The sequence below is a fragment of the Streptomyces sp. NBC_01450 genome (assembly GCF_036227505.1).
In the GTDB taxonomy this organism is placed as follows: domain Bacteria; phylum Actinomycetota; class Actinomycetes; order Streptomycetales; family Streptomycetaceae; genus Streptomyces.
Window position 1 is genome coordinate 4873839 of sequence record NZ_CP109480.1, and the last position, 22486, is coordinate 4896324.

The 22486-nt window shown below is 70.2% G+C and carries 21 protein-coding genes; 6 read left to right on the forward strand and 15 right to left on the reverse strand.

The annotated features are described in order from the left end of the window. Positions 1 to 218: 218 nt before the first annotated feature. On the reverse strand, positions 219 to 830 hold the full coding sequence (locus tag OG568_RS21635; protein ID WP_003948568.1) for a response regulator transcription factor: 612 nt from the start codon (positions 828 to 830) through the stop codon (positions 219 to 221). 389 nt (positions 831 to 1219) lie between these two features. On the opposite strand from OG568_RS21635, the gene OG568_RS21640 reads away from it, so the two are divergent. Next, complete coding sequence (locus OG568_RS21640; protein ID WP_060901471.1) at positions 1220 to 1552, forward strand: WhiB family transcriptional regulator; 333 nt, start codon at positions 1220 to 1222, stop codon at positions 1550 to 1552. A 121-nt stretch (positions 1553 to 1673) separates the two neighbouring features. On the opposite strand, the gene OG568_RS21645 is transcribed toward OG568_RS21640, so the two are convergent. After that, the gene (locus OG568_RS21645; RefSeq protein ID WP_266584905.1) at positions 1674 to 2570 is read right to left on the reverse strand and encodes a LysR family transcriptional regulator; all 897 of its coding nucleotides are present in this window, start codon (positions 2568 to 2570) and stop codon (positions 1674 to 1676) included. Positions 2571 to 2649: 79 nt separating this feature from the next. On the opposite strand from OG568_RS21645, the gene OG568_RS21650 reads away from it, so the two are divergent. From OG568_RS21650 to OG568_RS21660, 3 genes are all read left to right on the forward strand, one after another. After that, positions 2650 to 3318, forward strand: a complete 669-nt coding sequence (locus OG568_RS21650) for an MOSC domain-containing protein (protein WP_329532787.1) — start codon at positions 2650 to 2652, stop codon at positions 3316 to 3318. Between the two features lie 226 nt (positions 3319 to 3544). After that, positions 3545 to 4318 (forward strand): SDR family NAD(P)-dependent oxidoreductase, encoded by a 774-nt coding sequence (locus tag OG568_RS21655; RefSeq protein ID WP_266437092.1) that lies wholly within the window; start codon positions 3545 to 3547, stop codon positions 4316 to 4318. Positions 4319 to 4402: 84 nt separating this feature from the next. Beyond that, a complete protein-coding gene (locus OG568_RS21660; RefSeq protein ID WP_329532788.1) occupies positions 4403 to 5110 on the forward strand; it encodes an ester cyclase in 708 nt (235 codons plus the stop codon). A gap of 137 nt (positions 5111 to 5247) precedes the next feature. Here OG568_RS21660 and groL read toward each other — a convergent pair whose 3' ends face one another. The 4 genes from groL to OG568_RS21680 all read right to left on the reverse strand — a co-directional run bounded on the left by groL (position 5248) and on the right by OG568_RS21680 (position 9335). Next, complete coding sequence (groL, locus tag OG568_RS21665) at positions 5248 to 6876, reverse strand: chaperonin GroEL (protein WP_266437097.1); 1629 nt, start codon at positions 6874 to 6876, stop codon at positions 5248 to 5250. A gap of 129 nt (positions 6877 to 7005) precedes the next feature. Next, a complete protein-coding gene (gene groES / locus OG568_RS21670) occupies positions 7006 to 7314 on the reverse strand; it encodes a co-chaperone GroES (protein ID WP_060901476.1) in 309 nt (102 codons plus the stop codon). Positions 7315 to 7632: 318 nt separating this feature from the next. Beyond that, complete coding sequence (locus tag OG568_RS21675; RefSeq protein WP_266584899.1) at positions 7633 to 8412, reverse strand: polysaccharide deacetylase family protein; 780 nt, start codon at positions 8410 to 8412, stop codon at positions 7633 to 7635. Beyond that, positions 8409 to 9335 (reverse strand): polysaccharide deacetylase family protein, encoded by a 927-nt coding sequence (locus tag OG568_RS21680; RefSeq protein WP_329532789.1) that lies wholly within the window; start codon positions 9333 to 9335, stop codon positions 8409 to 8411. Before OG568_RS21680 ends, OG568_RS21675 begins: the two co-directional genes overlap by 4 nt. A gap of 110 nt (positions 9336 to 9445) precedes the next feature. Here OG568_RS21680 and OG568_RS21685 point away from each other — a divergent pair, with 110 nt between their 5' ends. Beyond that, the gene (locus OG568_RS21685; RefSeq protein WP_329532790.1) at positions 9446 to 10633 is read left to right on the forward strand and encodes a class I SAM-dependent methyltransferase; all 1188 of its coding nucleotides are present in this window, start codon (positions 9446 to 9448) and stop codon (positions 10631 to 10633) included. A gap of 11 nt (positions 10634 to 10644) precedes the next feature. Here OG568_RS21685 and OG568_RS21690 read toward each other — a convergent pair whose 3' ends face one another. Together OG568_RS21690 and OG568_RS21695 are read right to left on the reverse strand one after the other, a co-directional pair. Further along, positions 10645 to 11952, reverse strand: a complete 1308-nt coding sequence (locus OG568_RS21690) for an RNA polymerase sigma factor (protein WP_329532791.1) — start codon at positions 11950 to 11952, stop codon at positions 10645 to 10647. Positions 11953 to 11997: 45 nt separating this feature from the next. Further along, on the reverse strand, positions 11998 to 12354 hold the full coding sequence (locus OG568_RS21695) for a YciI family protein (protein ID WP_329532792.1): 357 nt from the start codon (positions 12352 to 12354) through the stop codon (positions 11998 to 12000). Between the two features lie 157 nt (positions 12355 to 12511). On the opposite strand from OG568_RS21695, the gene OG568_RS21700 reads away from it, so the two are divergent. Beyond that, on the forward strand, positions 12512 to 13108 hold the full coding sequence (locus OG568_RS21700) for a class I SAM-dependent methyltransferase (RefSeq protein ID WP_329532793.1): 597 nt from the start codon (positions 12512 to 12514) through the stop codon (positions 13106 to 13108). On the opposite strand, the gene OG568_RS21705 is transcribed toward OG568_RS21700, so the two are convergent. The 7 genes from OG568_RS21705 to OG568_RS21735 all read right to left on the reverse strand — a co-directional run bounded on the left by OG568_RS21705 (position 13101) and on the right by OG568_RS21735 (position 22429). Continuing rightward, complete coding sequence (locus tag OG568_RS21705) at positions 13101 to 14099, reverse strand: LCP family protein (RefSeq protein ID WP_266437118.1); 999 nt, start codon at positions 14097 to 14099, stop codon at positions 13101 to 13103. The genes OG568_RS21700 and OG568_RS21705 overlap by 8 nt on opposite strands. Before the next feature lie 202 nt (positions 14100 to 14301). Further along, positions 14302 to 15657, reverse strand: coding sequence for an endo-1,4-beta-xylanase (locus OG568_RS21710; protein WP_329532794.1), 1356 nt, complete (start codon positions 15655 to 15657; stop codon positions 14302 to 14304). 87 nt (positions 15658 to 15744) lie between these two features. Then, positions 15745 to 16806, reverse strand: coding sequence for a LacI family DNA-binding transcriptional regulator (locus tag OG568_RS21715; RefSeq protein ID WP_329532795.1), 1062 nt, complete (start codon positions 16804 to 16806; stop codon positions 15745 to 15747). A gap of 122 nt (positions 16807 to 16928) precedes the next feature. Beyond that, positions 16929 to 19154, reverse strand: a complete 2226-nt coding sequence (locus OG568_RS21720) for a beta-glucosidase (RefSeq protein WP_329532796.1) — start codon at positions 19152 to 19154, stop codon at positions 16929 to 16931. 43 nt (positions 19155 to 19197) lie between these two features. After that, on the reverse strand, positions 19198 to 20088 hold the full coding sequence (locus OG568_RS21725; protein WP_443077719.1) for a carbohydrate ABC transporter permease: 891 nt from the start codon (positions 20086 to 20088) through the stop codon (positions 19198 to 19200). Next, positions 20085 to 21116 (reverse strand): carbohydrate ABC transporter permease, encoded by a 1032-nt coding sequence (locus tag OG568_RS21730; protein WP_329532797.1) that lies wholly within the window; start codon positions 21114 to 21116, stop codon positions 20085 to 20087. Before OG568_RS21730 ends, OG568_RS21725 begins: the two co-directional genes overlap by 4 nt. Before the next feature lie 8 nt (positions 21117 to 21124). After that, positions 21125 to 22429: an extracellular solute-binding protein gene (locus tag OG568_RS21735; protein ID WP_329532798.1), complete on the reverse strand. Its 1305-nt coding sequence runs from the start codon at positions 22427 to 22429 to the stop codon at positions 21125 to 21127. Positions 22430 to 22486: the final 57 nt, after the last annotated feature.

A 22486-nucleotide genomic window follows, 5' to 3' on the forward strand; every position in this document is an offset into this window, starting at 1 on the left:
CGCGTCCATAGTTGTGCACCGAAGCGTTATGAGCAGGTGCGCCGGAACTCATCTCCGTCGCCCTCCCCTTCCGCTCGACCGACTCGTCCCCGAGGAACTCCACACCTCAAGCATGCGGCATCCGCGGCGAAACGAGCAGCGGGCACTCGGCGGGCCCTGTTGTCGGCCCCGCCCACCATGAGGTAGGCGGGGTGCGTCGTACCCCCGCGACGGCTCACCTAACGAACCAGACCCCACCGGAAACCGAGCGCCACGGCGTGCGCGCGGTCCGAGGCGCCGAGCTTCTTGAAGAGCCGCCGGGCGTGCGTCTTCACGGTGTCCTCGGAGAGGAACAGCTCGCGGCCGATCTCGGCGTTGGAGCGGCCGTGACTCATGCCTTCCAGCACCTGGATCTCACGCGCCGTGAGCGTCGGCGCCGCGCCCATCTCGGCCGACCGCAGTCTGCGCGGGGCGAGCCGCCAGGTGGGGTCGGCGAGCGCCTGGGTCACGGTCGCACGCAGCTCCGCGCGGGAGGCGTCCTTGTGCAGATAGCCGCGGGCCCCGGCGGCGACGGCGAGTGCCACTCCGTCCAGGTCCTCGGCCACGGTGAGCATGATGATGCGCGCACCGGGGTCGGCGGACAGCAGCCGCCGAACGGTCTCGACGCCGCCCAGTCCGGGCATGCGTACGTCCATCAGAATCAGGTCCGAGCGGTCGGCACCCCAGCGGCGGAGGACTTCCTCGCCGTTGGCTGCCGTCGTCACGCGCTCGACGCCGGGCACGGTCGCCACCGCGCGGCGGAGCGCCTCTCGGGCAAGCGGGGAGTCGTCGCAGACGAGGACGGATGTCATGGCCGCCCTCCGCAGCTGATGCGCGTCACCTTGAGCCTCCAGGCTGGTACGAATCGTCATCTGTGCGGTCGACACTCGCCGACGGAACTGCCGTCTGCCCGAGCGCTTGTTCCTTCAACCGCCTCCGCCCTCTCAACGATGGTCACTCGAAAGAGTTACGGGGCAGTCGGTCGTCTTCGGCACTCTACGTGAGGGCGTGGACACGGCGCAGACATGCACAACGGACCCTCAACGTTTCATCACAACCTATGCCCCATTCAGCCTGTTTTCTTCCCATTTACTGGTGTCTGCGGCTAGATTCGCAATGAGTCATATTTTCATCTCCTTAGATCGTAGATGTACGGTCGGTGGGCACAGAGCAGCCCAGAACGGCGACAAGGGGACATGTAATGGCAGATTTCTCCCGCCTTCCCGGTCCGAACGCGGACCTATGGGACTGGCAGCTCCTCGCGGCCTGCCGCGGGGTCGACAGCTCGCTCTTCTTCCACCCGGAGGGCGAGCGCGGTGCGGCACGGAGCGCTCGCGAGAACTCGGCCAAAGAGGTCTGCATGAGATGCCCGGTACGCGCCCAGTGCGCGGCACACGCCCTGGCGGTGCGCGAACCGTACGGCGTGTGGGGCGGTCTGACCGAGGACGAGCGCGAGGAACTCATGGGGCGGGCGCGCAACCGGCTGGTGGCAGCGTCGACCACCGGGAGCGGCGATCCCGCTTCGAACAACTGAAGGAACGTTTCTTCAGTCGAGTCTGCAGCCGGGCACGCGCATGCGTGCCCCTACTTTTTCCGGCTCAGCCGACTTTTCCCAGCTCAGTCGGCTTTTCCAGCTCAGCCGGCCCTTCCCGGCGTCAGCGGGCCGCCGCCCGCGCCAGCTGGTCCAGCGTCGCCGCCACCGCCGGCACCTGCGCCAGGTCCGGCAGCGTGAGCGCGACGATCTCCCGCCGCACCGGCGGCTCCACCGTCACGGTGCGTGCACCCTTGGGGCGTACGGACTCGATCGCGAGCTCCGGCAGGACCGCGACTCCGAGGCCCGCGCCGACCAGCCCGACCACGGCCGGGTAGTCGTCGGTGGCGAAGTCGATGCGGGGCACGAAGCCCGCGGCGCGGCAGACCTCGACCAGTTGTCCGCGGCAGCGCGGACAGCCCGCGATCCACGGCTCCCCGGCGAGTTCGGCGATCGCGACCGACCCGGCCCGCGCGAGCCGGTGCCTCTCGGGGACCAGCCCGACGAGTCGGTCCCGCAGCAGGGGCCGTACGACCAGGTCGTCCCACTCCTCGGCACCGGCGGCGCCCTCGTAGCGGAACGCGAGGGCGATGTCGCAGTCGCCGGCCCGGAGCTTCTCGACGGACTCGGGCGGCTCGGCCTCCTCCAGGGAGACCCGGGTGCCGGGATGCGCGGCGCGCAGGGCGGCGAGGGCCGTGGGGACGAGCGTGGAACTGCCGCTGGGGAAGGAGACGAGCCGCACCCGGCCCGCGCGCAGGCCCGCGATCGCGGCGACCTCCTCCTCGGCGGCGGTCAGGCCCGCGATGATGCCCGCCGCGTGTCGGACCAGCGCCTCACCCGCCTGGGTGAGGCGCATCTCGCGGCCCGTGCGGACGAGGAGCGGGGTGCCGACGGACGATTCGAGCGCCTTCATCTGCTGGCTGACGGCGGGCTGGGTGCAGCCCAGTTCACGTCCCGCCGCCGAGAAGGAGCCGGTGGCGGCGACGGCGCGCAGGACACGGAGATGACGGGCCTCGATCACCCTCCGAGGATAAGTGATCCTTGGGTACGGCCGCGAATATTGCGTCGCCGCTTTGGGCCTCATCACCTAGCGTGCTGTCATGAAGCTTCTGTCTCTGAACGTCGGCCACCCGCGGGCCGTCCCGTACACGGACCATCCCAGGGGTGTGACCGGCATCGACAAGCGGCCGGTGGACGGGCCGGTGCGGGTGGCGGCGCCCGGGCCCAAAGGGGTCGGAGCGAGCGGCCTCGCCGGGGACGCGGTGTGCGACCTGCGCCATCACGGCGGGAACGACCAGGCGGTGTACGCGGTCGCCCGCGAGGACCTCGACGACTGGGGACGCGAGCTCGGCCGGCCGCTGGCGAGCGGCTCGTTCGGCGAGAACCTGACGACCGAGGGGCTCGACGTGTCCGGCGCACGGATCGGCGAGCGCTGGCGCGTCGGCTCCGAGGTGGTCCTCGAAGTCACCTGCGGACGCATTCCCTGCCGTACGTTCCAGGGGCACCTCGGCGAGCAGCGCTGGGTGAAGCGGTTCACCCAGAAGGGCGCGCCCGGTGCCTATCTACGGGTGATCGAGCCCGGCGAGATCCGGGCGGGCGACCCGATCGAGATCGTGCACCGGCCCGACCACGAGGTGACGGTCGCCCTCGCCTTCCGCGCCGGGACGACCGAACGGACGCTGTTGCCCAGGGTGTTGGCCGCGGGCGACGCGCTGCACCCGGAGTTGCTGGAGATGGCGGAGAAGTACGTGGCGCGGCAGGGCGGTTAGCGGCCGGTTCGACCCTGGGGCGGACCGGCCTGCTGGTACCGTGAAGGTTGGATGGCGCGTCGCGAGAACCAAGCACGTGGCGTCCCCTTGTTCCTGTTTTGCATCCGGGCTGGTTTCAACCCGGCTGGTGTTGATCGCAGAAGACCTGTTGAGCCGCTGGCCCACAGGCAGCGTGAGCCAGGAATCTCCTCCCTTCAAGGAGGAGAGGATTCAATAGCCTTGGGTCATGACAACGGCTCTGATTACGGGATCGACCGCGGGTATCGGCGCCGCCTTCGCACGGCGGCTGGCGGCTGACGGGCACAACCTCGTGCTGGTGGCGCGCGACACCAAGCGGCTGGGCGAGCAGGCGACCGAACTGCACGACCGGCACGGCATCGAGGCGGAGGTGCTGACCGCCGACCTGGCGACGGACGAGGGCATCGAGGCGGTGGCCGCCCGTCTCTCCGACCGCAAGAACCCGGTCGACCTGCTGATCAACAATGCGGGCTTCGGCAACAAGGGCCGCTATCTCGAGGTGTCGATGGCCGACGAGCTGACCATGCTCAAGGTGCACTGCGAGGCCGTTCTGCGGTTGACGTCGGCGGCGACCGAGGCCATGCGGGAGCGCGGCCGGGGCGGGGTCGTCAACGTCGCGTCGGTGGCCGCGTTCGTGCCGCGGGGCACGTACGGGGCGTCCAAGGCGTGGGTCGTGCAGTTCACGCAGGGCGCGGCGCGGGATCTGGCGGGCAGCGGCGTGCGGCTGATGGCGCTGGCCCCCGGTTTCGTCCGCACCGAGTTCCACCAGCGGGCCGGGATGGGCACGGACAACATCCCGAACTGGATGTGGCTGGACGCGGACAAGCTGGTCGCGGCGGCGCTCGCGGACCTGGCCCGCGGCAAGTCGCTCTCCGTCCCCGACCCTCGCTACAAGGCGCTGATGGGCCTGGTGAAGGTGGCACCGCGGGGACTGCTGGGCGGGATCACGTCGAAGACGGGCCGGAAGTACGGTCCCCAGTAAGGACCGCCGTGCAGTGGGTGGTGTCGTCCCTCCGGTGGGAAACTGAGAGTGTTCAACCGGACCCAGGGGGCCGGAGGCGACGCCATGACATTCGTACAGCTCATCGACTGCAGAACCAGCCGGTTCGACGAGATGAACCAGCTGATGGACACATGGGTCGAAAGGACCAAGGGCAAGCGGGCCGCGACACACAATGTGATCGGCAAGGACCGCTCCGACGCGAGCCACTTCATAGAGATCGTGGAGTTCCCCTCGTTCGAGGAGGCGATGCGGATCTCGAACCTCCCCGAGACCGACACGGTCTTCCGCGAGATGGTGGCGCTCTGCGACGAGCTGCCGACGTTCACCGACCTGGACGTGGTGCGGGACGAGCAGTTGTACGCGGCCAACGTCCGCCGGTTCCTGGAGACGCTCGCCACCCGGGGTGAACTGCCGCCGCTCAACAGCCTGATGGCGGAGAACTACCACGACCACGATCCGGCCAACGAGCAGGACACGATCGGCCTCGACGCGATGCGGCGCGAGATCGAGATGTGGCGCGGCGGGTTCGACTTCACGTTCACCGTCGAGGACCAGCTCACCGAGGGCGACCGGGTCTGCACCCGGTGGACCTGGAACGGCGCCCACAAGGGCGACTTCATGGGGATCCCGGCGACCGGGAATCAGGTCACCATGACCGGGACGACCGTCTTCCGCTGCAGGGAGGACGGGAAGATCGTCGAGGGCTGGTGGCAGTACGACCGGCTGGGGCTGATGAGTCAGCTCGGGGCGTTGGACGCGCTGGAGCAATAGTGCGGTGGTCGGTGGTCAGTAGGCGCTGGGCAGTAGTCGGAAAGTGGGTAGTCGGTATTCGGTAGTAGTCGGTAGTGCCGAGTACGGGAGAAGCCCCCGTTCCATGCGGAACGGGGGCTTCTTCGGGAGTACGAGACTCAGTGGGAGTGCCCGTGGCCGTGGCCGTGGCCGGCGTCGGCCTCCTCCTCGGCCGGCTTCTCGACGACCAGGGTCTCGGTCGTGAGGAGCAGGGAGGCGATGGAGGCGGCGTTCTCCAGGGCGGAGCGGGTGACCTTGACCGGGTCGATGACACCGGACTTGACCAGGTCGCCGTACTCGCCGGTGGCGGCGTTGAAGCCCTGGCCCTTGTCGAGGTCGGCGACCTTGGAGGTGATGACGTAACCCTCCAGGCCGGCGTTCTCGGCGATCCAGCGCAGCGGCTCGACGGCGGCCTTGCGGACGACCGCGACACCCGTGGCCTCGTCGCCGGTCTTGCCGAGGTTGCCCTCGAGGATCTTGACGGCGTGGACGAGCGCGGAGCCACCACCGGAGACGATGCCTTCCTCGACCGCGGCGCGGGTCGCGGAGATGGCGTCCTCCAGACGGTGCTTCTTCTCCTTGAGCTCGACCTCGGTGGCTGCGCCGACCTTGATCACGCACACGCCGCCGGCCAGCTTCGCGAGGCGCTCCTGGAGCTTCTCGCGGTCCCAGTCGGAGTCGGTGTTCTCGATCTCGGCCTTGATCTGGTTGATCCGGCCGGCGACCTCGTCGTGGCTGCCGCCGCCGTCGACGACGGTGGTGTCGTCCTTGGTGACGGTGACGCGGCGGGCGGTGCCGAGCACGTCCAGACCGACCTGGTCGAGCTTGAGGCCGACCTCCTCGGCGATGACCTGACCACCGGTGAGGGTGGCGATGTCGCCGAGCATGGCCTTGCGGCGGTCACCGAAGCCGGGGGCCTTCACGGCGACGGCGTTGAACGTGCCGCGGATCTTGTTCACGACCAGGGTCGACAGGGCCTCGCCCTCGACGTCCTCGGCGATGATCAGCAGCGGCTTGGAGGCGTTGGACTGGATGACCTTCTCCAGCAGCGGCAGCAGGTCCTGGATGGAGCTGATCTTGCCCTGGTGGATGAGGATGTACGGGTCGTCGAGGACGGCCTCCATACGCTCCTGGTCGGACACCATGTACGGCGACAGGTAGCCCTTGTCGAAGGCCATGCCCTCGGTGAAGTCCAGCTCCAGGCCGAAGGTGTTGGACTCCTCGACGGTGATGACACCGTCCTTGCCGACCTTGTCCATCGCCTCGGCGATGAGCTCGCCGACCTGCGGGTCCTGGGCGGACAGCGCGGCGACGGCGGCGATGTCGGACTTCTCGTCGATCGGGCGCGCGGTGGCGAGGAGCTCGTCCGAGACCGCCTTGACGGCCGCGTCGATGCCCTTCTTCAGCAGCGCCGGAGAGGCACCCGCGGCGACGTTCTTCAGGCCCTCGCGGACGAGCGCCTGGGCCAGCACGGTGGCGGTGGTCGTACCGTCACCCGCGATGTCGTTGGTCTTGGTCGCCACCTCCTTCACCAGCTGGGCGCCGAGGTTCTCGTACGGGTCGTCGAGCTCGACCTCGCGGGCGATGGTGACACCGTCGTTGGTGATGGTGGGTGCGCCGAACTTCTTGTCGATGACGACGTTGCGGCCCTTGGGGCCGATCGTCACCTTGACGGTGTCGGCAAGCTTGTTGACGCCGCGCTCGAGGGCGCGACGGGCGTCCTCGTCGAACTTCAGGATCTTCGCCATGGGAGCGATTCAGCCCTCTCGGAAAACTGGGGTGAACGAACCGCGCCCCCGACGCCCGGCTGGTTATGGTCGCGGGGGCCAGGGGCGCAGTTCACTGCAAAACTGGGTGAAACGGTGAAGCTCGGTGAACTACTTCTCGATGATCGCGAGCACGTCGCGAGCCGAGAGGACGAGGTACTCCTCGCCGTTGTACTTCACCTCGGTGCCGCCGTACTTGCTGTACAGCACGATGTCGCCGGTGCTGACGTCGAGCGGCAGGCGCTCGCCGTTCTCGAAGCGGCCCGGGCCCACGGCGAGGACGACGCCCTCCTGGGGCTTCTCCTTCGCGGTGTCCGGGATGACCAGGCCGGAAGCCGTGGTCTGCTCGGCGTCCAGCGGCTGGACCACAACACGGTCCTCGAGCGGCTTGATGGCAACCTTGGAGCTGGTGGTCGTCACGATCCGACCTCCCCCTTCGGAGATCTCACGGGGTTAACTGTCTGAGGTGGCGACCAGGTGGATCCGTCGTCGCGGGTGCCGGACCTGCCCGTCGCTATTGGCACTCTCCAGGGGGGAGTGCCAGGGCCGAGACTATGACCGCGATTAGCACTCGGTCAAGCGGAGTGCCAAAGCCTCCGGCGTGGCGTGGGGTTTTGGCACCCGGCGTGGGCGTCGGCGCGCCCGGGGGCTGCCGCCCCCCAGACCCCCGCTGTCGGCCTGAACGGCCTCGTCCTCAAGCGCCGGACGGGCTGATTGATGCCCCCCCGAGCCGATTGGTCAGAGGTAGTTCTCCAGGCGCGCCGGCGTGAAGCCCTCCGCCTGGATGCGTCGCAGGAGTCTGACCGTCGCCTCCGTGAGGTTGGGCTCCTCGAAGCCGGAGAGGATGTCACCCGGTCGCAGGCGGCGGGCGTCGGGCTCCCGGCCGAGGACGACGGCCGCGACCCCGCAGTCGGCGGCGGCGTGCAGCGTGGTGGTGTCGTACGTGCCGTAGGGGGGACGGAAGAGCCGGGGGCGGACGCCGAAGCGGGCCTTGAGCTTGTCCTGCTGGCCGCAGATCTCGGCCCGCTGGCCCGCGTACGGCAGCCCGCGCAGCGAGGCGTGATGGAGGGTGTGGTTCTGCACGCTCGCGCCGACCGTCCGCAGCTGGGCGAAGTGCCCGTACCCCGGCCCGACGACACTGTCCGTGAGGAACATGCTGACCGGCAGCCGCAGTTCACGGACCATGTCGACGAACCGCGGATCGCGCTCGGCACCGTCGTCGTAGGTCAGGAAGACCACCTTGTCGCGGGTGGGTACGCGGTCCACGACGGGGGCCAGCCCCGGCCCCGCGCCGCGGAGGGCGTGCCGGGCGGGCGGGCGCGGCGCGGGGGCGAGCGGGGCGGGCAGCCCCCAGTGGCGGTACGCCGCCGGGGTCGGCCCGTTCGGCTTGGACCTGCGCACCTCCTGCGCGGCCTTCTTGCCCAGCCGTTCGATCGGGTCGACGGACTGGGCACAGCCGGTGCAGCCGGTCAGGAGCGCGGCGGTGAGCGCCCCCGCGACCAGCACCCGAGTTCTCACAGGTAGTCCTCCAGCCGTGCCACCGCGTACCCCTTGTCGGTGACCTTCTTCAGGAAGCGGCGGACCATGTCGGGCATGGTGCCGTCCCAGTCCTCCTTGCCGCGGAAGTGGGTGAGGACGATGTCGCCGGGGTGCAGGTCGCGGTCCCAGTCGCGGTACTCCCAGTGGTCGACGAAGACCTCCTCGTCCCAGATGGGGGCGTACTTGATGCCGCAGGACTTGGCGGCGCGCAGGGTGTCCTGGTTGTAGTTGCCGTAGGGCGGCCTGAGGACCTTCGGGCGTTTGCCGAACCGCTTCTCCATGATGTCCTGCATGCCGCAGATCTCGTGCCTCTGCTCCTCGTAGGAGAGGCCGGGCAGGTAGGGGTGGGTGAGGGTGTGGTTGTTGAGCGTGACGCCCTGGTCGCGCATCTTCCGGAAGTACCCGTAGTCGTCCTTGATCAGGTAGTTGCTCAGGAAGGCGGTGTACGGGATCTTCAGGTCGCTCATCATCCTGAGGAACGCCGGGTCCTTCTCGGAGCCGTCGTCGATGGTGAGGAAGACGACCTTGTCCTTGGTGGGGACGGTCGTGAAGACCGGCGGCAGGCCCAGCTCGTCCTGATCGGTGACCTCGAAGCCGTCGCGGGGCCGGATGACCGGCTTCCTCGCCGGGGCCGGCGGCGCGGCCAGCGGGACCTTCGCGAGCCCCCAGCGCTTGGCGGCGACGACCCGGGCGGCCTGCTGCTCGCGGAGTCTGGCGGCGTAGGAGTCGAGGGCGCGGGCCGGGGGCGCGTGCAGCGCCTCGGGTCCCCCGGCCACGCGGGCGCCGTTGGTGTCGTCGTCGGCGCAACCGGACGCGAGGGCGGCGACGGCGAGGACGGCGACCCCGCCCCATACGCGCGCCCTCTTTGCGTTGTTTTTGTACTTTTGTCGTACTGATCGCATGGTGTCGGATCCTCGCAGGCCACCACCCGCCCGCGGCTCCGACACCGCGACCGGGGGCCCACCGTCCACCGACTGGCCCACACCCACCCGCGCTGACCGACAATGGGCCGGTGAACGACGTCTCCTTCGCCTCCCTGCTCACCCCCGAGGGCCGTGCCCTGCTCGACGAGGTGCGCGGCACCGAACCGGCCCAGGAGCTGGCCGTCGCCACCCGGCTGCGCCGCGACCACCCGGCCGAACTGGTCTCGGCCGCGCTCGGGCAGGCGCGGCTGCGGCAGCGGGCGGCGGCGAAGTTCGGCGCCGAGGACGCGGAGCGCATGTACTTCACCCCGAACGGGGTCGAGCAGTCGACGCGCACCACGGTCGCCACCCATCGCGCGCGGCGGCTGCGGTCCCTGGGCGTGCGCTCGGTGGCCGACCTGTGCTCCGGCATCGGCGGCGACGCGATCGCGCTGGCCCGCGCCGGGATTCGCGTCCTCGCCGTGGACCGCGACCCGCTGACGGCGGCGGTGGCGAGCGCGAACGCCGAGGCGCTCGCGCTCGCCGACCTGATCGAGGTGCGCGAGGCCGATGTCACGGAGATCGACACGGCCGCGTACGACGCGGTCTTCGTGGATCCGGCGCGGCGCGGCGGACGCGGCCGCATCTTCGATCCGGAGGCGTACTCGCCCCCGCTCTCCTGGGCGGTCGCGACGGCTCTGAAGGCCCCGCTCGCCGCCCTGAAGATCGCCCCGGGCATCCCCCACGAGGCGGTCCCCGCCGAGGCCGAGGCCGAGTGGATCTCGGACGCCGGTGACGTGAAGGAGGCGGTGCTGTGGTTCGGCACCGAGCCGGGACTCGTGCGGGCCACCCTGCTGCCCGGTCCGCGCGAGCTGCGCGGCCGCGGCCTGCCCGACCCCGCGGTGCGTGAGGTCGGGCGCTACCTGTACGAGCCCGACGGCGCCGTCATCCGCGCCCATCTGGTCGCCGAGGTCGCCGAGGAGGTCGGCGGCGGGCTGGTCGACGAGACGATCGCGTACATCACGGCGGACGAACTGCGCCCGACGCCGTACGCCTCCGCCTACGAGATCACCGACCGACTCCCCTTCAACGTGAAGAAGTTGAAGGCGCTGCTGCGGGAGCGGGGGGTCGGGGTGCTGACGGTGAAGAAGCGGGGGTCGGCGGTCGAACCGGAGGAACTCCGCAAGAAGGCCCTGCCCAAGTCGCACGGCCCCCATTCAGCGACCGTCTTCCTGACCAGGGTCGCGGGGGCACCGACGATGCTGCTCGGCCACCCGGCCGAGCGTCGCACCGCCTAGCGGCACGTCGCCTAGCGGCAGTCCCGGGCTCGCGCCTCCAGCAACTCGCGCTCCCGTTCGTTGCGGGCCAGGCCCGCGGCTCGTTCGAACTGCGCGCGGGCCTCCGTCGTACGGCCGAGGCGGGCCAGCAGGTCGCCGCGGACGCTGGGCAGCAGGTGGTAGTCGCGCAGGGTCGGTTCGCCGGCCAGCCGGTCGACGATCTCCAGCGCCGGGGCGGGGCCCTCGGCCATGGAGACGGCGACCGCGCGGTTCAACTCGACCACGGGGGACGGGGAACAGGTCGCCAGCAGCCCGTACAGGGTGGCGATCTGCCGCCAGTCGGTGTCCTCGTAGGTGTACGCCTGGGCGTGACAGGCGGCGATGGCCGCCTGGAGTGCGTACGGGCCGGGGGGTCCGGTGGTGACGGCGTTGGCCCGGGCGAGGGCGGCGAAGCCGCGGCGGATCAGCAGACGGTTCCAGCGGCGCCGGCTCTGGTCCTTGAGCAGGACGGGCTCGCCCGAGGGGCCGGTGCGGGTGGCGGCGCGGGACTCCTGGAGCTCCAGGAGGGACACCAGCCCGTGCACTTCGGGCTCCTGGGGCATCAACTCGGCCAGCACGCGGGCCAGTCGCAGCGCGTCCTCGCACAGGGCGGGGCGCAGCAGGTCGTCGCCCGCCGTGGCGGCGTACCCCTCGTTGAAGACCAGGTAGATGACCTCGAGTACGGACCCGAGGCGGGCCTCGCGGTCCGGGCCGTAGGGGACCTCGAAGGGGACGCCCTTCGTCGCCAGGGTCCGCTTGGCGCGCACGATGCGCTGGGCGACGGTCGCCTCCGGGGCGAGGAAGGCGCGGGCGATCTCCGGGGTGGTCAGACCGCCGACCAGGCGCAGGGTGAGGGCGATACGGGCCTCGGCGGAGAGGACCGGGTGGCAGGCGGTGAAGACGAGCCGCAGCAGGTCGTCGTCGATGTCGTCCGGGTCGGAGGGTTCGTCGAGGTGGTGCGGGGCGGTCACCGAGAGGTCCCGCCCCACCTCCTCCAGCTTGCGGACGTACTGCTCCCGGCGGCGTACGAGGTCGATCGCCCGCCGCTTGGCCGTGGTCGTCAGCCAGGCGCCCGGGTTGTCCGGGACGCCGTCCCGCGGCCACTGCTCCAGCGCCGCGACCAGGGCGTCCTGCGCGAGCTCCTCGGCGATGCCGACGTCGCGGACGATGCGCGAGGCGCCGGCGATGATGCGGGGCGACTCGATCCGGAAGATCGTCTCGACGGCTTCGACGGCACCTCGGGTGGCCCCGGACGCGACGGGCTGCGCAACGGGCGTGACGGTGGGCTGTTGCTCTTCCACAACCCACCATCAGACACCCGCGGCGGCCGGAGGCCAAGGAGCCGCTCAGCCCTCGGCGATCTCCCGCACCTCGCAGGTCACCGTCCAGTGCTCCTCGTGCACCTTCAGGAACCGCTTGGTCCACTCCAGGGCCTCGGCCATGTCCTTGCACTGCATGAGCGCGTAGCCGCCGACGACCTCCTTGGACTCGGTGAAGGGCCCGTCGGTGACGGACAGCTGCCCGCCCGACCAGTGCACCCGCTTGCCCTGGGCGGACGGCGTCAGCCCGGCGGTGTCGAGCATGACCCCGGCCTTGGTGATCTCCTCGATCAGCTCGCCCATCCGCTGCATCAGCTCCGGGCTCGGGCCCTCGGCGGGCGCGGTGTTCTCGTCGATCTGGACCAGCGACAGATAGCGCGGCATGGTGACTCCTCGTGTCCGTGGTGCCTCGGAGGCGGGGCTTCTCCCTGCCTCTCACCCGTGCGTCGAACGGGAGACACCGGTTTCGACACCGTCCCCGAAATTCTTTGAACTTTCTCGCCGGGCGCTGCCGCGGGGTTCCTGTGGGCAGGGTCCTCGTATGCCCTTCGACCACAACGACCACTATCACCGGCTGCTGCTGCGGAAGCTGCCCAAGCAGGGGCACACCGCCCTCGACGTCGGCTGTGGCACCGGCCGGTTCGCCCGGCGGCTGGCGGCGCGGGGCTATGAGGTCGATGCCGTCGATCCGTCGGCCGAGGTGATCGCCGCGGCGCGGCGGATCGGGGGCGGCCCCCGGTTCCGGCGGACGGACGTCGCCTCCGCCGGGCTGCCGAAGGGGCACTACGACGTCATCACCTGTCTGGCGAGCCTGCACCACATGCCGTTCGGCACGGTGACCAGGTTCCGGGAGGCGCTCGCGCCCGGCGGGGTGCTGCTGGTGCTGGGCTGCTACGCCGGGATCACCTGGTGGGATCTCGCGGCCGTGCCCGCCAATGCCGTGGCACGGGCGGGGGTGGCGATGGGTGAGCGGCTGCGCGGAAGCGAAGCCGTGCCCCTGCGGGCGCCGGTGCGCGAGCCGCGGATGTCGCTGGCGGACGTCCGGAGCGAGGCGGACCGGCTGCTGCCCGGCTCCCGCGTCCGCCAACTCCTCTACTGGCGTTACCTGTTGACGTACCGGGTCGCCGACGTCACTTGAGCGAGGCCCACAGGTCGCTCGCCTCCGGCTCGTCGGCCACCACCCGGTTGGGGTTCGACGGGGCCGTCACCACCGGCATGGTGACCGTCTTGACCTTGTCGGAGGAGAGGGACTTCAGGCTCTGGCCGAGCTTCATCAGTTCGCCCAGCGAGTCGAGTCCCGTGTCCGTCGTCAGGCTGCCGGTGACGGCGTCGGCGACCTTGTAGAGCTTGGTGGGGTCGGTGAGCAGGGACGTCGACGCCATCTGTTCCAGCAGCGCCTTGACCAGCTTCTGCTGGAGGCCGATGCGGCCGAGGTCGCTGCCGTCGCCTATGCCGTGCCGGGTGCGGGCCAGCGCCAGGGCCTGGGTGCCGCCCAGGTGGTGGGTGCCCGCCTTCAGGTGCAGATGGCTCTTGTCGTCGTCGATGTCCTGGTCCGTCGTGACCGTGACGCCGCCGAGCGCGTCCACCAGCTTCGCGAAGCCGGAGAAGTCGATCTCGATGTAGTGGTCCATGCGGACGTCGGTGAGTGACTCGACGGTCTTCACCGCGCAGACCGGACCGCCCACCGAGTAGGCGCTGTTGAACATCGCGTTGTACGCCGCCGAGGTCGTCCCGCCGGACGAGGTCGGGCACGACGGGCGGGTCACCAGGGTGTCCCGGGGGATGCTCACCACCGTCGCCTTGGTGCGGCCCTCGTCGATGTGGACGACCATCGCCGTGTCGGAGCGGGCGCCCGAGCTGTCGCCGCCCCCGAGCGCGGCGTTCGCCTTTCCGCTGCGCGAGTCGGAGCCGAGGACCAGGATGTTCAGGGCGCCGCTCGGCAGCGGGGCGGCCGAGGCGGACGCGGACGCCGACGGGGCCGACACCGCCTTCGCCGGACGGTCGTCGCCCAGCGCGCTGTTGATGTCCACGCTCTTGATGTTGTGGTTCAGATGCCAGTAGGCCCAGCCCGCGCCCGCCATGGAGAGCACGAGGACGCCGGCGAGCGTGATACCGGCGGCTTTCAGCACATTTCTCCGCCGTCCGGCACGTCTCGCGGCGCCCTCGTTCCCGTCTCCGCTCTCGTCCCCGTTCCCGTCCCCGCGTCCGGCCCCACGTTCGCCCCCGCGCTCCTCTTCTGCAGTCACGCGGAGGAACGTAAGTCCGAATTATTACGAGCAGGAACCTCTTCTGGGCTTTCCTTCGGAAAATCTAAGACTTCTCACGCCGCCCTCAGCCCAGCGTCACCGTGGGCACCGGATTGCTCCCGCTCCATGACGCGTTGAACCCGAACGTCACTGATCCACCGTTCGATACCGTTCCGTTGTAGGAGGCGTTCGCGCACGTCACCGCCGCACCGGACTGGGTGCAGTCGGCGTTCCAGGCCTGGGTGATCCGCTGGCCCGCGCCGTACGTCCAGTTCACCTTCCACGACGACAGCGCGGCCCCGGAACAGGCGATCCTCACCTGCCCCGTGAAGCCCGTGTTCCACTGGCTCTGGACGCTGTACGTCGCCGTGCACGCACCCGTGGGCGGTGGTGTCGAGGTACCGCCCAGGGAGCTCGCGATCGCGTAGTACGCCGGTTTCGGCGCGTAGTTCTCGTCGTACGGGGTCGCCGCGCCGTACCCGGAGAAGACGTCCGGGATCCAGGAGTCGGAGTCGGTGAAGCCCCAGACGGTGACGCCGTAGCACCGGGACACCGCCACGCACGCGTCGAACACGGCCTTGTAGTCGGCGGCCTGCTGCGTCAGCTTCGTGCTGTCGGAGGGGACCTGCATACGGATGTCCAGCTCCGTGATCGCCACGTCGACGCCGAGGTCGGCGAAGCGCTGGATGTTCTGCTGGAGCGTGGACGGCACCTGGCCGAGAATGAGGTGGGCCTGGAGACCGACCCCGTCGATCGGGACGCCCCGCTCCTTCAGCGACTTGACCAGGTTGTAGAGGGCGGTGCTCTTCGCGTTGACGCCCTCGACGTTGTAGTCGTTGATGTAGAGCTTGGCGCTCGGGTCGGCCGCGTGCGCCCAGGTCAGGGCCTGGGCGATGTAGTCGGAGCCGAGGCCGTTGTACCAGAGGGTCGAGCGGTAGGTGCCGTCCTCGTTGAAGGGTTCGTTCACCACGTCCCAGGCGGCCAGCTTGCCCTTGTAGCGGGTGACCTCGGTGGTGATGTGGTCCTGGAGCAGCGAACCGAGCTGCGCGGACGTCCAGGTGCCGTTCGTCAGCCAGCTCGGGTTCTGGCTGTGCCAGACCAGGGTGTGCCCGCGCACCTGCTGGTTGTGGGCCTGCGCGAAGGCCACGATCTGGTCGGCCTCGGCCCAGTTGTAGGTGCCCCGGGTGGGCTCGACGGTCTCCCACTTCATGGCGTTGCCAGGAGTGAGCGAGCTGAACTGGGCCCCGGCGATGTCCCCGTACGTCCCCGTGAGCTTGGACCCGGTGACAGCGGTGCCGATGACCTTGCCCTTGGCGGCGGCGAGGTCGCGCAGCGGGGTGTCGGCCGCGTGGGCGGCGGGGGCCGCGACCAGCAGGGCGCCGAGGGCGGCGATGCCGGTGAGGACGGACCCCAGGGATAAGCCTGTTCTCAGAGATCTCATGCGGGTGCCTCCGAAAGTTTCGGTCTTGCAACCGATTGGCTTCGGAGGAGTGTGGAGCGGGATGCCCCACTCGTCAATACGTCCACTTCACGCCAGGCCGACCGCCGGAGCCGCCCCCGTACTGCTGCGCACCACCAGACTCGTCGCCAGCTCCACCCTGGTCCCCGCGGCCGGCCGCTCCTCGCGCCCCAGCTCCAGCACCAGCCTGGCCGCCGCCTCCGCCATCTCCGTCAGCGGCTGCCGTACGGTCGTCAGCGGCGGCCCGACCCAGCGCGCCACCGGCAGATCGTCGAACCCCACGACGCTCAGGTCCTCCGGAATGCGCAGCCCCAGCTCGCGGGCGGCCTCGTACAGGCCGAGCGCCTGGAGGTCGTTGCCGGTGAAGACGGCCGTCGGGCGGTCGGGGCGGCGCAGCAGGTCGAGGCCCAGCCGGTAGCCGTCCTCGTGGTGGAAGTTCCCGGTCCTGATCAGCTCCGGGTCCACCGGCAGCCCCGCCGTCTCCAGCGCCGCCCGGTATCCGTCGACGCGCGCGCGGCTGCACATCATGCGTGAGGGCCCGCTGATGGCGCCGATCCGCCGGTGCCCCAGGTCGACGAGATGGCGGGTCGCGGCCAGCCCGCCGTGCCAGTTGGTGGCGCCGATGGACGGCACGTCGTCGCCCGGGTCGCCCGCCGGGTCCATCACCACGAACGGGATGGACCTGCTGGTCAGCAGCGCGCGCTGGGACTCGTCCAGCCGGGACAGGACGAGGATGACGCCGTGCGGGCGGCGGGCGGCGACCTGGTCGGCCCAGGTCCGCCCGGGGGTCAGCCGTCCCGCGCTCTCGGAGAGGACGACGCTCAGTCCCTCGTCCCGCGCCACGTTCTCGACGCCCCGGATGACCTCCATCGCCCAGGCGCTCTCCAGCTCGTGGAAGACCAGGTCGATGAGGGGCGAGCGGGTCGCCTCGGCGCGGCGGCGCCGGTAGCCGTACGCGCGCAGCAGTTCCTCGACGCGGGTGCGGGTGGCCGGGGCGACATCGGCCCGGCCGTTGAGCACCTTCGAAACAGTCGGAGCGGAGACGCCGGCCTCCCGGGCGATCTCGGCAAGCGTCGCGGTCCCCGAGGACCGGTCCGCCCTCCGCTTCTCCACGGGCTTCGCGGGATCCATGGGCGCGATGGTATCCCCGGGTGCACGCCGGGTGCCCCCTCTCCGACCTCAGGAAGGTCCGTAACATTCGAGGACTGGCAGGAAACATTCGGTCACCCAGGATGACGACGAGAACCGACGGCTCACTTCACGCGCACCTCGCACCGCATCCGCCGCTCCCGGCCCACCACCCGCTCGGGCCCGGTCAGCGTCACCGGCACCGCGTACCGCACCTCGCCCTCGGCGCTGGACGCCCCCAACCGCAGCTCCAGCTCCCCCGGTTCGACGATCCGGTCGCCGTCCGGGCCGGTGTACGCGGCCAGGTCCGCCGGGACGGTGAAGTGGACCTCCGCCGACGCGCCCGCCTCCAGCGGCACCCGCGCGTAGCCCACCAGGCGGGCGACCGGACGCGCCACCTTGCCGACCGGGTCGTGGAGATAGAGCTGCACGACCTCGGTACCGGACCGCTCCCCCGTGTTGCGGACGGTCAGCCGCAGGGTCGTCTCGCCGTCCGTCGGGAACGCCGTGTCGTCGACCGACGGCGCCTGCCAGTCGTACGTCGTGTAGGACAGCCCGTGTCCGAAGGGGAACAGCGGCGTCGGGTCGAGGTTGCTGGCCTCGCCGCGCTGTCCGAGCGGCGGCGCGAGATACGTCCACGGCTGTCCGGCCCGCTCCCGCGGCACGCTCACCGGGAGCCGCCCCGAGGGGTTCACCCGCCCGGACAGCACCCCGGCCACCGCGGGACCTCCCTCCTGTCCCGCGAAGAACGCCTGCACCACCGCCGCGCACCGGTCCGCCCAGCGCCCGAGCGCGTACGGCCGCCCCGAGAGCAGCACCAGCACGACCGGTGTCCCGGAGGCCAGCGCCTTGTCCACCACCTCCCCCTGTTCTTCGGGCAGTTCGAGATCGGCCGCGTCGCAGCCCTCGCCCGACGTGCCCCGCCCGAACAGCCCCGAACGGTCGCCGACCGCGACCACACACAGGTCGGCGGCCACCGGATCGTCGGTGAACTCCACGTCCGGCAGCTCCGTGCGCAGCGCCTCCAACAGCGTCGGCACATCCACCCCCATCGCGACCTCGGGGTGGTCGAGGAGGACATGGCGGGGGAAGGTGTAGCAACCGAGCATGGCGGCCGGGTCGTCGGCCAGCGGACCGAGAACCGCGATCCGCCGCACCCCGGACGCCAGCGGCAGCGTCCCCCCGTTGGCCAGCAGGACGACCGACTCCTCCGCCAACTGCCGGGCCAGCGCCCGCATGTGCGGCGGATCGAGATCGGCGGAAGCGGAGTCGGCGGGCGGTGCCCAGTCGGGGTCCAGCAGCCCCAGTTCGCACTTCTGCGTCAGTACCCGCAGCGCGGCCCGGTCCACGGACTCCTCGTCGAGGGGCCCGGCGCCGTAGCAGCGCACGGCGGGCAGCTCGACGTCGACGCCCGCCGCGAGCGCGAGCGCTGCCGCCCCCGCCGGCGAGTCGGTGAGCCCGTGCGCGGTCTCCAGGAAGGACACCCCGAAGTAGTCGGCGACGACCGTGCCGGTGAACTGCCACTCCTCCCGCAGGAGTTCGGTGAGCAGTCGGCGGTGGGCGTGGGCGGGCAGTCCGTCGAGGTCGTTGTACGCGGCCATCACCGAGCGCGCCCCGCCCTCCCGTACGGCCATCTCGAACGGCGGCAGGATGACGTCCGCCAGTTCGCGCGGGCCGAGCGAGGCGGGCGCGTGGTTGCGGGCACCGCGCGAGGCCGAGTAGCCGGCGAAGTGCTTGAGCGTGGCGACGACGCCCGCCGACTCCAGGCCCTGGACATAGGCGGTGCCGACGGTCGCCACGAGGTAGGGGTCCTCGCCGATGGACTCCTCCGTACGGCCCCAGCGGGGATCCCGTACGACGTCGAGGACCGGGGCGAGGCCCTGGTGGACGCCGACCGAGCGCATCGAGGCGCCGATCGCCGCCGCCATCTCCTTCACCAGGGCCGGGTCGAAGCTGGCGCCCCAGGCGAGCGGGGTCGGGAAGACGGTCGCCCGCCAGGCCGTGAACCCGGTGAGGCACTCCTCGTGGGCGAGCGCCGGGAGCCGGAAGCGGTTCGCGGAGCGGATGCGTTCCTGGAGGGAGGCGAGGCGGGCGGCGCCCTCGGCCGGGTCGACCGGTGCGGTGCCGAAGGGGCGGGTGAGCTGGCCGAGCCCGTGCGGGAGCAGCCGTGCCAGGTCGATGTCCTCGGACAGGGCGTGCTGCAGCGGCGCCATGTCCCCGCCCGGGGTCTGGTTCGAGCCGGGCCACACGCTGTAGAGCTGGGCGACCTTCTCTTCCGTGGTCATACGGGCGAGCAGGTCGGCGGCGCGGACGCCTGCGGGCAGAGCGGGGTCCTGCCAGGGGTCGGTCATGTAACTCCTCACATCCACAGAGGCATCTGGAGGGGACTGGTGTTCAGCCCTTGGTCGCGCCGAGCGTGATGCCGCCGATCAGCTGTCGTTCGGCGACCGCGTAGAAGGCGAGGGCGGGCACCATGGCGAGCACCAGGTAGGCGAAGATGCGAGCCACGTCGGAGGCGTACTGGCCCTGGAACTGCTGGATGCCGACCGGGATCGTCCACCAGGTGGGTTCGCTGAAGACCAGGAGCGGCAGCAGGAACTGGTTCCAGCTGCTCACGATCGCGAGGACGGAGACCGTGCCCAGCGCGGGCCGGGCCAGCGGCAGCAGGATGCGCCAGAAGAACCCGAAGCGGGTGCAGCCGTCGAGGGTCGCCGCCTCCTCCAACTCCCCCGGGATCTCCCGGAAGAAGCCGCGCAGGATGATGATCGTCACCGGCAGTCCGAAGGCCGCCTCGGGCAGGATCACACCCCACGGGTTGTCCAGCAGCCCGAAGGTGCGCAGCAGGATGAACAGCGGCAGGATCGCCACCGCGAACGGGAACATCAGCCCCATCGTGAACAGGGTGAACATCAACTCCCGCCCACGGAAGGCGAACCGGGCGAGCGCGAACGCCGCCAGGGCGGCCGTCGCCACCGTCAGCGCGGTGGCGCCCACCGCGATGACCGTGCTGCTGCCGATGGACCGCCAGAACGAGCCCGAGCCGAGCAGCGAGGTGTAGTTCGAGGTCACCCACGGCGAGGGCAGCCCGAACGGGTTGGAGGAGAGCTGGTCGGTGGACTTGAAGCCGGAGATCAGGGCGTAGAGCAGTGGGGTGACCATGAAGACGCCGACCACCCAGAGGGTCACGTACACGGGGAGGCTGCGCAGCCGTCGCCGCCGCAGCCTGCTCTTCCGCAGCTCCGCCGCGGCGCCCTCCCGCGTCTCCGTCTCCGTCGTGGCGCTCATCGTTTTCCTCGCATGGTGGTGATGGCTCCTTCGGTGTCCCGGCGCAGCACGAAGCGCTGGTAGGCGAGGGCGAAGACCAGGCTGATCAAGAACATCACGACGCTGAGGGCGCTCGCGTAGCCCATCTGATAGCGCTTGAAGCCGTACTGGACCATGCTGATCGCCATGGTCTCTGAGGCGTGGTCAGGGCCGCCGGTGGTGATGACCCAGACCAGGTCGAAGAGCTGGATGGAGTAGACAACGGAGAGGAACGCGCTGATCCGGAGGGTCGGCGCGAGCAGCGGCAGCGTGATGTGGCGGAAGCGCTGCCAGGTGCCGGCGCCGTCGATGCGCGCCGCCTCCTGCAGTTCGGCCGGGATACCCTGCAGGCCCGCCAGGTAGAGCATCATGTGGAAGCCGAAGTACTTCCAGGTCATGACGATGAAGAGGGTCGGCAGGACGCTGTGCTGACCGGCGAACCAGTCGCCGCCCAGCCCTCCGAGCCCGAGCTTGTCTAGGACCTTGTCGGCGAGCCCCTCCCCCGGCGCGAAGATCATGCTGAACAGCACGCCGGTGATGACCTCGGACAGGATGTACGGGGCGAAGAACAGCATCCGGTACACGGCCCGGCCGCGCAGCTTCTGGTTGAGCAGCACGGCCATGGCGAGCGCGAACGGCAGCTGTACGAGGATGGAGAAGCCGATGAGCAGCGCGCCGCGCCCCAAGTCCCCCAGGAACACCGGGTCCTTGAAGAGCCGCGTGTAGTTGTTGAGTCCGACGCTGTCCGAGGGCGAGCCGAACCCGCCCCAGTTGAAGAAGCTGACGTAGATCGCGTAGCCCATCGGCACCAGCACGAGCATGCCGAACAGGACGAGGGCTGGGACCGTGAACACGACGGCCGACAGCCAGTCGCGCACCCGGCGCAGCGGCGACCTGCGGCGCCCCGGGCCGTCGGCGGCGAAGTCCTGGTCGTCGTACTTGCCGGCCTCGGGCACATACGGCGCCGAGCCCGCCGAAGAGGTCGCGGAGGTCGAAGTCGAGTGGGTCATCGGTGGCGCTAGCTCTTCTCGCTCTTGGCGACCTGGGTGACCGAACGCGTCACCTGCTCGGGCGACTTGGAGCCCGCGATGAGCGCGGCGACGCTGTCGTTGATCTCCTGGCCGACGGCGGGGGCGTACGCCTGGTCGAGGTAGAGCTGGAAGCCGGTGGCGTTGTTCAGCATCTCGGAGACGGCGGTGAGGTTGGGGTCGGTGAGCGCGCCGGCCGTGTCCTTGGACACCGGTATCAGGCCGGTCTGCTTGATGAGCTTCTCCGCGAACTCCTTCTCGGCGAAGAACTTCAGGAAGTCCAGCGCCTCCTGCGGCGCACCCTTGCGCAATGCGTGGCCGCCGCCTCCGCCGAACACCTCGGTGAGCGCGCCCTTTCCCCCCTCGACCGCGGGGAAGGAGAAGAAGCCGAGATCCTTGCCGATGCCCTTGCCGGAGTCGGCCTCGACGATCGGCGCCCACTGACCCATCAGCTCCATGGCCGCCTTGCCGTTGCCCATCAGGGCCGCCTCACCGTTGGGGTCGGAGTAGGCACCGCCGAGGAACCCCTTCTGGAAGGGCTGCAGCGCGACGAGGTCCTTGAGGTGCTGGCCGGCCTTGACGAAGTCGTCGCCGGTGAAGTCGGCATCGTCGGAGGCCTTCTGCATCGCGTCGAGACCGGCGACGCGCATCGAGAGGTACGCCCAGTAGTACATGCCGGGCCACTTCTCCTTGCCGGCCAGGGCGATGGGCGTGATGCCCGCCTTCTTGAGGGCCCTGATGGCGTCGAGGTAGCCGGACCAGGTGGTGGGCGGTGCGGTGATGTCGGCCTTCTTGAAGAGCGCCTTGTTGTACCAGAAGCCGACCGCGCCGATGTCGAAGGGGACGGCGTACAGCTTGTCGTCGAACTTGTAGGCCGCCATCGAGGCGGGTACGTAGTTGCCGGTCCACGAGGCGACCCGGTCCGTCAGGTCCTCGACCAGTCCCGCGTCGAGCTGCTGCTTGAGGACGCCGCCGCCCCAGGTGTGGAAGATGTCCGGCAGCTTGCCCGAGGCGATCTGCGCGGTCATCTTCGACTTGTACGCCTCGTTCTCCAGCGTCACGACCTTGATCTTCACATCCGGATGCGCGGCCTCGAACTCCTTGGCGCGCTGGGCCCACAGCTTCTTCGCGGGCTGGGTCGTGGTGATGTTCCACCACTCGATCGTCTTCTTGCCCGAGCCGCTGTCATCCGAGGAGCCGCACGCGCTCAGTCCGGCCGCGCCGAGGCCGGTCGCCGCGGAGGCCGCCAGGAACCCACGGCGAGAAAAGTTGGAGGTCGTACCGAACGGTCGCATCGCATACCTTCCGGAAGAGAGCCGAACATTATCGGTTAAGTGCGCACGGAAGTTACG